The following is a 12,991-nucleotide window of genomic DNA, read 5'->3' as shown; positions in this document are numbered from 1 at the left end:
GGCTTTATGAAGAGTGCATCGCTTAAAACTGTACGCGCTATTTCCATCCTGGCAGGTCTGGCTACTTTTGTCTTCTTGCCTGCCGCCGGTCACTGCACCGGCGCCACCGCCTGCTCCGACGGCCTTGCCGAGCCGCCCTTTCTGAGCTACGGCATCGATCCCAACGTCCTGCTCATGATCGACAACTCGGGCAGTATGTACGATCTTGCCTATATCGACCCGGACATGCAGTGTTATGACGACACCTATGATACGACCGGCGTCACGGCCTATGCCGGCTACTTTGAGAACGACAGCTGGTATGCGTACAATTTCGCCACGAAAAAGTTCGTAAAACAGGCGGCTGAACCGACCCTCTGCGCCACCGGGACGGCCGGAGTCAATGAAGAGTATTACGCGCAGGATGCCGCGGCCAACAAGTATCTCTGCACGGATCTCATCACCACCACCACCCCGGAAAGCGTTTCCGGCTTTGCCGCCAAGGGCAACTTCCTCAACTGGGCCGCCACCTCCAAGTTCGACATCCAGAAGCAGATCCTCACCGGCGGCAAGTACGACAGCACCAACGATGTGGTCATGCTGGAGTCGCGGGGCTGCACCGGCCGCCGCTTTGTCAAGCAGGTCACCCTGGCCCAGACCAGCGGCGGGGAAAATTACAAGATCGCCTTGGGCGTGCGCGGACCCATGGAGGTGTATAATTCCTGGCGGCCAGACACCGCCTATGTTGTCGGTAACATTGTCCAGTACGGCGGTATTCTTTACAAGGCCATCGCCAACTTCTCCTCGGGCACCATCTTTACCGCGGACCCTGGCAAATGGGCCGAGTACAAGGATACCCGCTGGTATCCTGGCCATGCGTATCCGGCCGGGGTTTCGGTGCTCGATGTGGCGAGCCAGTCCTGGTTCTGGACCCGGGCCGGCGGGACTTCCCTGGCCGCCGCCACGAGCCTGGCCGGCGATACCGCCATAACCTGGGAACCTTTCAACGGCACTGAAATAGAGATTTTTGACATCAAGGTCAACGGCTTTGATGTTTCATCCTGCCAGCTGGCCATTGAGGAGCTTGGCACCCTGACCGGCGAGGACGATGCTGACGAAAACACCCGTCTTGGCCAGTTGAAATCCTATACCGAAGACTGCCTGGGGTATGACCAGGGCAGCCCCAACACCGAGGAAGGCTACAAGAAGGCGGCTTTCAACCACTCCATGCAGGAGTGCTGGTACTATGACAAGTTCGGCCACTGGCAGCCGGGCGCCGGCACGGTGACCAGCCTGAAGAGTTCCTGCGAAAACCTTTACGGAGAAGGGGTGAATCCGGCCGATATCAGCGCCTGGGATTCGGGCTATGTCTGTTCCGGCAGCTATACCTCGGACCCGGACAAGAGCGACAACGGCTATGTGGGCCGCTGCTGGGAGCCGGATGCCGCCTCGGGCACCCTGGACTGCGAGATCACCGGCTGCGGCGGCCATGCCATCAATACCAAATGGGAGGAGGGCAGCGGCTCCACCAAGGAGTTTTTCGGCTGCCGGGATCTGGTGGAAAATGACGACGGCGATTCCGGCTTCGATGGAATCGGCGAGCTCTACAAGTGCACGGACAACAACCTGAACAGCTGCAACCTGGCCGATGACAGCGACTGGGTGCTTCAACAGACCTGTTCCGGCGGCGGCGATGTGGCAGTAACCGGCTGGACCAACGACAATTTTTATTATTTCAACCCCTGCCGCTACAACACCTGCACTGAAAATGACGCCTTGATCAGTATCTGCCCGGACCTGAACGATCCCCTGGATACCGATTGGGCCTGCACGGACGGGGACGGCGATGTCTGGACCTGTCAGGAGGTTGCCGGGGACGGGGACAACGATACGGATTCCTGTTATATTGCCGATCCGGTGGGCGACCGGTGCGTTGATCAGGCCCTGAAGGATTTCTGCAATATTGTCAGCGTGCCCGAGGTCATCGACCCCAGCGACGCGACCAGCCTCACCGGCGAAACCTGGAATGCCCCGGCCATGCTGGTGGACAGCGGCGTTTTCGGTCAGCTGGACCTGCCCCTTGCCACCATGCGCGCCCTGATCACGGAAACAACCGAGCCCACCGGGCTCATTCAGGAGTTTGCCAGCGACCTGCGCATCGGAGTCATGACCTTCAACGACAATGGCGCGGCCTATGAGTGCGCCTCCATGACCATCAGTCCCACCGATCCCATTGCCTATGACTGCCCCACCGGCAACCGGGACGGCGGCAAGGTGGTTGCCCGCATCGATCAGAGCGCGAGCCACACCGACAATCTGGTTGACGCCATCAACGATATTGTGGCCAACTCCTGGACTCCGTTGGCCGAGGCGATGTATAACGCCATCGGCTATTTCGGCCAGAAAACGACCCGGCGCTTGAACCCTTCCGCCGCCTCGACGGAGTATGACTTCAAGACCGCGACCGAGGACCCGGTCAACTGGCCCGATCCCATCACCGCCTGGTGTCAGGACAACCATGTGGTCGTGATCACCGAGGGCTTTTCCACCGCGGACTTGAACCCGGCCGTCGAGGCCTTTGTTGTCAACGAGGCGGGCGAGGGAACCGCGGACGACCTGTTCAGCACCACCACCCCGGACAGTTGCGGGGATCTTTCCTACAGCACCTGGCTCGACGATCTTACCTATTTTGCCTACAATGCCGATGTGGCGGATATCTACGCAACTCCCACCGATGCCGACGGAAACCCCAAACAGAACATTTCCACCCACATCATCGTTGCCGGCACGGCCCGGGTGATCAACACGGCCAGCACCACCGCCGAATGCAGCCCCTCGGTGCTGATGGCCAACGCCGCCACCAACGGCGGCACCGTTCTTCAGCAGGGGGGCGACGCAGCCAGCCTGGCGGGAAACCTGGAGCAGACATTCAGCGCGATCCGGGCCGGAGCCTCGGCAGGGTCGGCAGCCTCGGTTATCTCCTCCTCCCGCGGCGGTGAGGGCGCCATCTATCAGGCCATCTTCTGGCCGAGCCGTGATCCCTCCATCGGCGACGACGATCCCATCAAGTGGGCCGGCGAGGTGCATGCCCTCTTCATCGATACCACCGGCTATCTTTATGAGGATACCAACGGGAACAGAAAACTTGACCTTGTCGATGCCGGCGAAGGGCTGGACAAGCGGGTCATCATTTATTTCGATGAGGGGGACAACACAAGCCGGGCCTGCTATGCCGAGCTCAATGCCGACGGAACCTGTGATATCGCCGACCGCGGCAGCCTGGACGAGGTGCGGTTTCTTTGGTCCACCACCGACTGGCTGGCCAAGATCTCCCTGGCAGTCTTTTATGCGCCCTATGGCGCCGACGATGTGTATCTGAACCGGGAGAGCGACGATTATATCTCCAATGTCAGACGCCGTTTTCTCTTTACCTGGAACGATCTGAACAATGACGGCATTGTCGACTACGGCGAAGACGATAACGAGAATGCAAGCTTTGACACCGGGGAGGATACCAACAGCAATACGGTGTTCGACACGGAAGTCCTGCCGCTCATGGCGAAGAATCCGGCCAACCCGGCGCTTGCCATGGATTGGGGGGCGCTGACCTATAGCGCCGCCACCCGCGGTTCGGTGATCAATGATTTCAACCCGGTCACGGCCGGGTCCAATGCCGAGGTCAATACCTTGATCGACTGGCTGCGGGGATACGACGATCCCGACACCACAGGACTTCGCAGCCGCATGATCAAGAAGAAGATCGCCCGCACCCTGGTCGGCGGCGGTGAGGACGGCAACGGCTATGACAGCGACGGCGACAATGTGGTCGATCTGCTGGATACGGATATCAGCTGGCGCATGGGCGATGTCGTCCATTCCACTCCCATTGCCGTGGGGCGTCCGGCTGAGGCGCTGCACTTCATCTATGGCGACCGCACCTACGCCAATTTTGCCGCCCGCTGGCAGAAGAGACGGCACATGGCCTATTTCGGGGCCAACGACGGCATGCTCCACGCGGTGAACGGCGGCTTCTATGTGGAAAGCATGAAAAAATTCTGTCTCGATCCCACCACGGGGGATGATGGCTCCGGCAACCTTGTCTGTACCAGCGAGGCGGGCAAGCCCGAGTTGGGCGCGGAGATGTGGGCCTATGTGCCCTACAACCTGCTGCCCCATCTCAAGTGCCTGGCCTCTGAGGCCTATGAGCATAAGTATTACGTGGATCTCATGCCCCGGGTCTTTGACGCCAAGATCTTCCCGGAGGAGGATGAATGCGCGACCAGTAAAACCGATCCTGCCTGCATCCATCCCGATGGCTGGGGCACGGTCATGGTGGGCGGCATGCGGTTCGGCGGCGCGCCCGAAGCGGCCAATACCCTGCCCGGCGCCCTTGCCGGCGATACCCGCATCTTCACCTCATCCTACTTTGTGCTGGACATCACCAACCCCGAGGCGCCGCCGAAGGTGCTGGGTGAGATGACCATGACCAGCGCCGGCCAGACCGACATGGGCTACACCACCTCCAGCCCCACCCCGGTGGTGATGAAGGACGGCAAGAATTATGAGTTCTATCTCATCATGGGCAGCGGCCCGACCTCGGTGGTGGGCGAGAGTACCCAGAAGCCGCGGGTCACGGTGCTGCCCCTTGAGTGGCTCACCGGCGGCAAGTGGGAGGATGTTGCGGGGACTGCCACCTTTACCACCACCACCCGCCGCGCTTTCCGGCTTCCCACCGCCGTGCCTTCCGCCGCCACGAACCAGGGCGGCACCTTCGTGCTGAACGGCTCCGGCAACGGCTTTGTTTCCGATCTTATCACCGTTGACTTCGACCTGCTGCAGGATTACAAATCCGACGCCGTTTACTTCGGCACCGTGGAGGGGAGCTTCGGCGTCCTGCCGCCGGCAACCGCCTCCTGGAGCGGCAAGCTCTACCGGATGGTGACCCAGAGGATGGACGACACCGATGCGGTGGACGACGATGCCGACGGCTATGTCGCCAATGACGAGATGGTGACCGAGCCCGCGGATTGGCATGGCCTCTGGCCCACCGACGGCACCAACTACGCGCCGCTCTTCAATGCCGGGCAGCCCATTGTCGCCGCTCCTTCCGTGGGCAGCGACGGCAACAACTATTTCGTCTATTTCGGCACCGGCCGGTTCTATGACCGCAACGACAAGGACGACACTTCGCAGCAGTCCTATTACGGAATCAAGGAGCCCATCGATTGCGCGACCGGGCGTCTTACCTGGGGGAGTGTGGCCAAGATCGATTCTGACGATGCCACCACCGACCCCGCCGTGGCTTACGGCTCAAGGGGCATTCAGGACGTGACCAAGATCCTGGTCTCAAAAGCCAACACCTCGCAGGCGACCCTTGTTTGCACCGACACGCCTCTGACGGACTGCCTGCCCGACGCGGGGGCGGTGAACACCTTTATCGAGCTGCAGGAGTGGATTGCCGGTCGGGGCTGTTATGACCAGGATAATGATGTGGCCACCGTCGATATCCCCACCGGGACCGATGGCTGGTTCCGCGACTTTACCCTGCCCAGGGAACGGAACCTCGGCGAGGCGACTCTGCTCGGCGGTCTTTTGACCTTCACGACCTATCAGCCGTTCAGCGATCCCTGCCGCCAGGAGGGCCTGGCCTTCCTGTACGGGCTCCATTATCAGACCGGCGCTTCCTACTACCAGTCTGTTTTCGGGACCACGGGCGAGAATGCCGACGGCACCATCAAGACCTCTATTTCCCTGGGCCGCGGCCTGGCCACCACGCCGAACATCCATATCGGTTCGGACGAAGCGGGGAACACCGCGTTTATTCAGACCAGCACCGGTGAAATCAAGGAGATTGGCCAGATTTCACCCCTGGAAAACTATAAAACCCAGAAGCTGGGCTGGGAAGAGGTTGTCCAGTAGCCAATGGCTGTAAAATGCATTGACGCGCCATGGCCAATGTGTCTTGATGGGCACATTGGCCATATTTATTCAAAAAATGGTGACGCCCGATGTTGTTGAATGACGAAGAATATCTGCTGGATCTTCTTGCCGGCAATCGCTTGATCAATGCCGAGCAGCGGCAGTTTATCCTGGCCAGGAAGGCCCAGCAGCGCCAGCTTCTCCTGCGTCAGCATGCCGGCCGCCGTAAAAACGACACGGGCCGCGAGCGCGACGACACCCTGACCTTTGTGGATATCATCGCTTCCCTGAATCTCGAACTGCCCGGCAAGAAGGGGCAGCCCCTCAGTGAAGAGCTGATCATGCGGGCCATCGCCGCCGACCGGGGGCTGCCCTTTATCAAGCTCGACCCCCTGAAGCTCGACCTGAAGGTGGTCACCAAGACCATTCCCAGGAACTTCGCCTTCCGGCATCTGCTGCTGCCCTTTTCCTTTGCCAACGGCGTGCTTGAGGTTGCCGTCTGCAATCCCGAGAGCAATACGGTTCTGGCCGAGATCGAGCGGGCCAACCAGCTTACCGCCAAGCCCTATCTGAGCACCAAGAGCGATATCCGGAAGATGTTGGCCGAGTTTTTCGGCTTCCAGTCCTCCATCACCGCGGCGGAAACCCATCTGGCCCGGCCCATGGTGGATCTGGGCAATCTTGAGCAGTATGTGCGCATCTCCTCCACCGAGGAGGCGGCTTCCTCGGACCAGCACGTGACCGCGGCGGTGGACCATATGTTCAACTATGCCTTCGAGCAGCGGGCCAGCGACATTCACATCGAGCCCAAGCGCGAGCAGAGCCAGGTGCGGTTGCGCATCGACGGCGTCCTGCATACCATTTACAAGCTGCCCAAGGTGGTGCATGCCGCCGTGGTTTCCCGGATCAAATCGTTGTCGCGTCTCGATATCGCGGAAAAGCGGCGGCCCCAGGACGGCCGCATCAAGGTGGACCGGGGCGGCAAGGAAGCGGAGATCCGGGTTTCCACCGTGCCGGTCGCCTTTGGCGAAAAGGTGGTTCTGCGTATTCTTGATCCGGAGATTCTTTTTCAGGACGTGGGCAAGATCGGCTTTTCCAAGCGGGATTTTCAGGTCTATCAGAGCTTCATGTACGCCCCGCACGGCATCGTGCTGGTCACCGGCCCCACGGGCAGCGGCAAGTCGACGACCTTGTACTCCACCCTCAAGCAGATCGCCACCCCGGAAAAAAACGTGATCACCGTGGAGGATCCGGTGGAAATGGTGCATGAGGAGTTCAATCAGATTCCGGTGCAGGCGCAACTGGACGTGACCTTCTCCACCATCCTCCGCAACATCCTGCGCCAGGATCCCGACATCATCATGATCGGCGAGATCCGCGACCTGGATACCGCCGCCAACGCCATTCAGGCCGCGCTCACCGGCCATCTGGTTTTTTCGACCCTGCACACCAACGATGCGGTTTCCTCCATCAGCCGTCTGATCGACCTGGGCGTACAGCCCTTCATGATCGGCTCCACCCTGCTGGGCGCCATGGCCCAGCGCCTGGTGCGGAGGATCTGCCCGCACTGCAGCGAAACCTTCCGCATGGCCGCGGAGGATCTGCGGGGCTTGGGCCTGCCGGTGACCGAGGAGGGCGAGATCGAGCTCCGACGCGGCAAAGGTTGCCAGCAATGCCGCGGAACCGGGTATCTCGGCCGCTGCGGCATTTTTGAGATCTTCGCCATGTCGGACACTCTCCGGCGGCAGATCAGCGCCATGAAGGCCGAGACGGAACTCCGCGATACCGCGATCCGGGAGGGGATGACCACCCTGAAAGAGGATGCCTGGCAGAAGGTGAAAAGCGGCATCACCACCTACGAAGAGGCACTGCGGGTCACCGGCGCGGATTAATGGCGCCGGCGCCCTCGCTTTTTTATGAAGAATGCATTATAATGTCGTCATTGCTTCCCTTGTTCCGCGCGGAACAAGGGTTTTTTTCTTGAAATTTCCCATGGCGTATCTGGTTGGCATTGTACCGTGAAGGTTGTCTGTTCAAATAAAAAGGCGTATCACGACTACACCATCGAGTCGGAGATCGAGGCGGGCATGCAGCTCATGGGCTCGGAGGTGAAATCCCTCCGGGCCGGCAAGGCCAATCTGCGCGACGGCTACGCCAAGGTGCAGCGGGAGGAGGTTTTCCTGCACAGCGTGCATATCTCGCCATACAGCCATGCCACCTATGATGCTCCTGATCCCCTGCGGGTGCGCAAGCTGCTGCTCAAGCGGCGGGAGATAGACAAGCTCATTGGCAAGATAAAGGAAAAGGGGTATGCTTTGATTCCCCTCAAGATTTATTTCAACGAGAAGGGCAAGGCGAAACTCGCTTTGGGGCTGGCCAAGGGCAAGAAGCTCTACGACAAGCGTCAGACCCTGAAGAAAAAGCAGACCGACCGCGAGATCGAGCGGGCCGTGCAGAAGTACCGGTGAGTTAACGCAAAGGCGCAAAGTTTTCAGGGGCTTGTTTCGCCCCGGAACCGTTCTGTCTTTGCTCTTGTAATTTTTCACTTTTCATTGTGCACTCAAAAAAAGGGGGGCGAAACGGGTTCGACGGGGATATGTAAGCTCAGGTTGCATGCCGAGGTTTCTACCAACCTCGTTAAATAGGTAGAGCTAAATATAGTCGCAGACGACTATGCCTACGCTGTAGCCGCTTAAAGGCTACCGGTCCTCCGGCCTGTTCCTGCGCGGCCGGAAGGAACGTCGACCAGCGGGATAGCCTAAGGCGCGCGCCTGCCGCGCCCATGGCGAAATTCAGTAGGATAGTGCCGAAAGCCTCTTGTCCTGGAGGGGCCAAGGCACGATAAGCAGCTAAACAGGACTAAGCATGTAGATATCGGGAGGGGAGTATCTTCGGACGCGGGTTCAACTCCCGCCGCCTCCACCATTTAGAAAAGACAAACCCGTCTCTCTGGGGTCATTCTCCGGGGTGACGGGTTTTCTTTTTCCCCTTGTTTCTAAAGGGTTTGCGCCCGTTTCACATCTTTCCAAAGCACCTCTTAGCACCATCGATTCTCCCCATTCTCCCGCCTTTCTTTCTCTGTTTGGCCCCTGATTCTCTGTTTTCTCCGGACGAAGTCCGAAGCTCGTCCGGAAAGCTACATCCTTGATTGATATGGGTTTGCGGCTGGTTGCCGTTTTTGGCGGTTGTCTTAGGTCATCGCTCGATGCCGCAACCGGACGTTTTTTTCGAAATCGCCCGCCTCGGCCATGAAAAGAAGCGTGGTCAACTCCGGCTTCCTGCCCCCTAAAGAAGAAAAGCCGACGCTGATGGTCGGCTCTCTGGGGCGGTCTCCGGTCCGGTCGTCAGTCGGTGGCGAAGCCGAACTGGCGGCGCTGCTCGGCCCAGTCCTCGGGGAAGCTCTGGGTCAGTTTGGCCAGAGAGAGCCCGTTGGGTTCCTCGCCGTTGATCAGGGCTTCGACGATGTCGGGGGCCAGAGTCGTCAGCTTGAGGATGCGGGCCACATACGAGCCATCGACGTCGAGGGTACGGGCAAGCTCGCTGATGGACCTGATCTGGCCGGATTCGAGGATGTCGGCCCAGGAAAAGGCCCTGCCCAGCGCCTGGAGGACGGCGGACTGCACCGGTTCCTGCGCTCCGGGGATTTCTCCATCCAGGGCCTGGGGAGCGATGACCGTCTTGCGGCCGCGCATGCGCCGGATCAGCATCGGAATGTGGATCTGCAGGTTGCCGTTGTCGGCAACGGTAATGGTCGGCTTCATTTTCATCGGTTTGTCCTCCGCTCCGTGACTTCGCATGCCAGACCGGCCAGCTCGGCGATGAGCGTTGTCAGCCCGTTGGTGCGCAGCTCCATGTCGATTCCGGTCTCGCGGATCTCCACCTTGTCCACCAGGAGACGAATGAGGCGATTCCGCTCCACCGGGAAAAGGTCTTCCCAGAAGCCCTCCACATTCTGGAAGGCCTCCGACACATCCTGTTCCGTGATGCTGTTCCCCTGGTAGGCTCTGCATCGCTCGCTCACATGGGTCAGTTGTTTCGAGAGCTCGACCGCCTGGCGGTTGACGGTCGTCAGCATCTCGGCCTTGCCCGGCTGATCGTTGCCGGGCTTCATCAGTTCAAGTGCCTGCTCCCGCGCCTGCGACAGCTCCATCTCGAGCTGGCCTTTCTGCTTGAACAGGCGCTCCCGCTCTGCCTGCTCGATATCCCGGGCGGCGAAGTAGGTCTTGGCGACCAGCGTCGGTGTGCGGAACACCGCGCTTAACTGCTCGACTACGGCCTGCTCGATGTCCCCGGCGGGAATCCGTTTGAGGGGGCACCGGCTCACGGTCCGCTTGCTGTCCTTCTGGCAGATGTAATAGGTGTAGTGGCGGCCGTTCTTGCGAGCGTAGGTCGGACCCATCGCGCATCCGCAGTGGCCGCAGCGGATGACGCCTTTCAGCGGGGCGACCATTTTGGTTCTGGCCATGGAAACCTTGACCGGTTTGTTGTCCTCCAGGATGGCCTTAACCTTGTCCCAGGTCGCCCGGTCGATGATCCCTTCGTGCTCACCAGGGTAACTACGGTCCTTGTGGGCGATCTCGCCGATATAGATCCGGTTGTTCAGCAGCCGGTAGATGTGGCCTGTATTCCATTCTGAGCCCTCGCGCACCTTACCTTTCTTGGTGGTCCAGGCCTTGGTGCGGTATCCCTGTTCGTTCAATTCCTGGCCCAGTTTCTTGGCCGAGCCGATCTGGATGAAGCGGCGGAAGATGTACTGTACCGTCCTGGCTTCATCCGGGTTGACCAGCAGCTTCTTGTTATCCCGGTCGACGTCGTATCCGAGGATGGGCACGCCACCGCAGTATTTTCCCCGGCGCTTGGCTGCCGCCACCTTGTCCCGGATACGCTCGGCGATGACCTCCCGCTCGTACTGGGCGAAGGTGATCAGGATGCCGAGAAACATCCGGCCGGTGGGGTCGGTGGTACTGAAGTGCTGGGTGACCGAGACGAAGCTGACACCCTTCTCGTTGAAGAGGTCGATCATCTTCATGAAGTCCAGCAGCGAGCGGGACAGCCGGTCGACCTTGTAGACCACGATCACGTCAATATTCCCGGCATCGATGTCCGCCAGCAGGCGGCGTAGCCCCGGACGCTCCATGTTCCCGCCCGAGAAACCACCATCGTCGTAGCGATCCGGCAGAGCCGTCCAGCCACGCATTCTCTGGGCTTCGATATAGTGTTCCGCCGATTCCCGTTGCGCATCCAACGAGTTGAACTCCTGTTCGAGACCTTCCTCGTGGCTCTTGCGGGTGTAGATGGCACAGCGCAGGGTCTTGTTCTTGCCCGGCGCGACACTGCTGTTATCAAGCATCCGAACCTCCCTCGGCTTTTCTGCCATAAACCTTCTTCAGCCCGAAAAAGACCTTGCCGTTCCAGCGCGTTCCGGTGATCTCCCTGGCCACCGCGCTGAGCGACCGGAAGGTGCGGCCTTCGAACTCATAGCCATCGGCAAGGACGGTCACTTCATATCGTCGGTCGTTCCAGACCCGCACCAGTCTTGTTCCGGGCAGGATCGCCTCGTTCGATTTCCGTTCTTCTGGGATGCGTCGATTGACAGTGGCTACCGGGTCCTCCTTGGCGGCCTGCTGGAGATGGACCTTGGCCTGCTCGGACAGCCCGCCGTAGAAAAGCTCCTGGATGCGATAGGCCAGCCTCTTGATGAGGAATTGCTTCTTGTACTGGGGCGGCTCTTCGCCGTAGAGGTCGAGCCATTTTTCCCGGAGCTGCTCCAGGGACATGGATTGCAGCAGGGCCATCTGCCGAAGGACCGAGTTTCGGGTTCGGTCCTGGTTCTTGCCGCCCGAGGCGGCGTTCTGTAACTCATTCATTTTCAACTCCTTATTTTGGTTTCCGGACGAGTTGTCATGAATGAATGCTCTGTTCCGGCAATGAATCAAGTCCTTCTCCGAGCACAGGGGAAGAATCTTCGAAAACATCTAACTCATTGCCCACACATGCTTTTTTGGCCTTTCGGCGCAGAACCGCCGTGGCCAGAATCGAGGCTGCTGACTGGAGCCTCGCCTCACCCGACAGGCGGCCGGGTTTGCCGTTTTCGCCAAGGTCATCAAGCCCCGGCCCATCATTCATTTCCTGTACATCCAACATCGAACACCTCCGGTGGGACCGGGGGGCTGGATGGTGTGGATGCCAGAAAACGGTGGCGGTCGGGATGCGCGTTCGATGGCACCCACAACCGCCTCAGCTCCGCCTCTGGTCGGTTATCTGGTTTCTAACTGCTCGTCCGGTTTCAAACCGGCATTCTTCAATGCCTTACCTACCGAGGGGCTCGTAGAAGTGTCGGAAATCAGGTGTGAGATTATTTCTTGACCTGATATGCATCAGGTTTATATTATTAGGGTTTGCTGGCGCATTGCGCCTTTTTGTCTTTCAACAGAAATGGAGACGCCATGGGCAAAGCGAAGACGGATGAGATAACGCCGTTGCAGCGGAAAACGCTCGAAGCGATATGTCGTTTTGTCGATGCCAAGGGCTTCCCTCCAACGGTGAAGGAACTGAGCGAGATCTTTGAAATCAGCCCGGCGAGTGCCCACGACCGGATCAACCAACTAGTGCGCAAGGGATACCTGAAGCGAGAGGACGGGAAGTCTCGCGGCATTGCCGTCGCCCGCCGTCCCAGCGAGATGGCTGCCTCCCTGGTTTCAGTACCTGTTGTGGGTATGGTGGCAGCTGGCTGCCCCATCCTGGCGGAAGAGAACGTCACCGGCCAAGTACTGGTCGAATCGGACGTCGTTCGTTCCGGTCAGCACTTCGCACTCCGTGCGGTGGGTGACAGCATGGTCGGTGCCGGTATCAACGATGGTGATTTGATCATCGTGCGGCAGCAGCCCATCGCCGAGGACGGAGACATCGTTGTAGCGCTGTTCAACGACGAAGTGACCGTGAAACGGCTGAGAATCAAAGACGAGCTTATCGAATTGGTGCCCGAGAACCCGGAGGTACGGAAGATCCGAGTCAGGCCGGAGGATGACCTTCGCGTGCTGGGCAAGATCGTTGGATGGAAACGGAATTGATCGAGACAGATATGGAAGAGTAA

The 12,991-nt window shown here is 59.5% G+C and carries 8 protein-coding genes and 1 other RNA gene; 5 read left to right on the top strand and 4 right to left on the bottom strand.

Annotated elements, in window-relative coordinates; all coding sequences use genetic code 11:
- Positions 1–6 precede the first annotated feature (6 nt).
- The 4 genes from ACUUL3_RS13230 (at position 7) to ssrA (ending at position 8,823) form a co-directional block, all read left to right on the top strand.
- Positions 7–5,898 carry a hypothetical protein gene (locus ACUUL3_RS13230; RefSeq protein ID WP_448552058.1) on the top strand — a complete coding sequence of 1,964 codons (5,892 nt, stop codon included), beginning with the start codon at positions 7–9 and terminating at the stop codon, positions 5,896–5,898.
- Positions 5,899–5,987: 89 nt separating this feature from the next.
- Entirely contained in the window at positions 5,988–7,790 is a 1,803-nt protein-coding gene (locus ACUUL3_RS13225) for a GspE/PulE family protein (RefSeq protein ID WP_448552056.1), read from the top strand.
- Positions 7,791–7,916: 126 nt separating this feature from the next.
- The gene (smpB, locus tag ACUUL3_RS13220; protein ID WP_448552054.1) at positions 7,917–8,366 is read left to right on the top strand and encodes an SsrA-binding protein SmpB; all 450 of its coding nucleotides are present in this window, start codon (positions 7,917–7,919) and stop codon (positions 8,364–8,366) included.
- A gap of 102 nt (positions 8,367–8,468) precedes the next feature.
- Positions 8,469–8,823, top strand: a transfer-messenger RNA (tmRNA) gene (ssrA, locus tag ACUUL3_RS13215).
- Between the two features lie 419 nt (positions 8,824–9,242).
- Here ssrA and ACUUL3_RS13210 read toward each other — a convergent pair.
- From ACUUL3_RS13210 to ACUUL3_RS13195, 4 genes are read right to left on the bottom strand one after another with little or no spacing between them, the layout of a single operon-like run.
- Positions 9,243–9,665 carry a hypothetical protein gene (locus ACUUL3_RS13210; protein ID WP_448552052.1) on the bottom strand — a complete coding sequence of 141 codons (423 nt, stop codon included), beginning with the start codon at positions 9,663–9,665 and terminating at the stop codon, positions 9,243–9,245.
- A complete protein-coding gene (locus ACUUL3_RS13205; RefSeq protein ID WP_448552050.1) occupies positions 9,662–11,248 on the bottom strand; it encodes a recombinase family protein in 1,587 nt (528 codons plus the stop codon). Before ACUUL3_RS13205 ends, ACUUL3_RS13210 begins: the two co-directional genes overlap by 4 nt.
- A complete protein-coding gene (locus tag ACUUL3_RS13200; RefSeq protein ID WP_039644787.1) occupies positions 11,241–11,765 on the bottom strand; it encodes a DUF2924 domain-containing protein in 525 nt (174 codons plus the stop codon). The genes ACUUL3_RS13205 and ACUUL3_RS13200 overlap by 8 nt, the downstream gene beginning before the upstream one ends.
- 34 nt (positions 11,766–11,799) lie before the next feature.
- A complete protein-coding gene (locus tag ACUUL3_RS13195) occupies positions 11,800–12,042 on the bottom strand; it encodes a hypothetical protein (RefSeq protein WP_039644785.1) in 243 nt (80 codons plus the stop codon).
- 302 nt (positions 12,043–12,344) lie between these two features.
- On the opposite strand from ACUUL3_RS13195, the gene lexA reads away from it, so the two are divergent.
- Complete coding sequence (gene lexA / locus ACUUL3_RS13190) at positions 12,345–12,968, top strand: transcriptional repressor LexA (RefSeq protein ID WP_039644776.1); 624 nt, start codon at positions 12,345–12,347, stop codon at positions 12,966–12,968.
- The last annotated feature ends 23 nt before the right edge of the window (positions 12,969–12,991 follow it).

This window comes from Thiovibrio sp. JS02 (genome assembly GCF_053485635.1).
Note: the sequence above shows the minus strand (reverse complement) of the source record. Positions and strands in the feature narration are given on the sequence as shown.

What these genes read in the sequence shown, in the direction of transcription:
- ACUUL3_RS13230 (WP_448552058.1), top strand. Translation starts at nt 7, where the DNA reads ATGAAGAGTGCATCGCTTAAAACTGTACGCGCTATTTCCATCCTGGCA.
- ACUUL3_RS13225 (WP_448552056.1), top strand. Translation starts at nt 5,988, where the DNA reads ATGTTGTTGAATGACGAAGAATATCTGCTGGATCTTCTTGCCGGCAAT.
- ACUUL3_RS13210 (WP_448552052.1), bottom strand. Translation starts at nt 9,665, where the DNA reads ATGAAAATGAAGCCGACCATTACCGTTGCCGACAACGGCAACCTGCAG.
- ACUUL3_RS13205 (WP_448552050.1), bottom strand. Translation starts at nt 11,248, where the DNA reads ATGCTTGATAACAGCAGTGTCGCGCCGGGCAAGAACAAGACCCTGCGC.
- ACUUL3_RS13200 (WP_039644787.1), bottom strand. Translation starts at nt 11,765, where the DNA reads ATGAATGAGTTACAGAACGCCGCCTCGGGCGGCAAGAACCAGGACCGA.
- ACUUL3_RS13195 (WP_039644785.1), bottom strand. Translation starts at nt 12,042, where the DNA reads ATGTTGGATGTACAGGAAATGAATGATGGGCCGGGGCTTGATGACCTT.
- lexA (WP_039644776.1), top strand. Translation starts at nt 12,345, where the DNA reads ATGGGCAAAGCGAAGACGGATGAGATAACGCCGTTGCAGCGGAAAACG.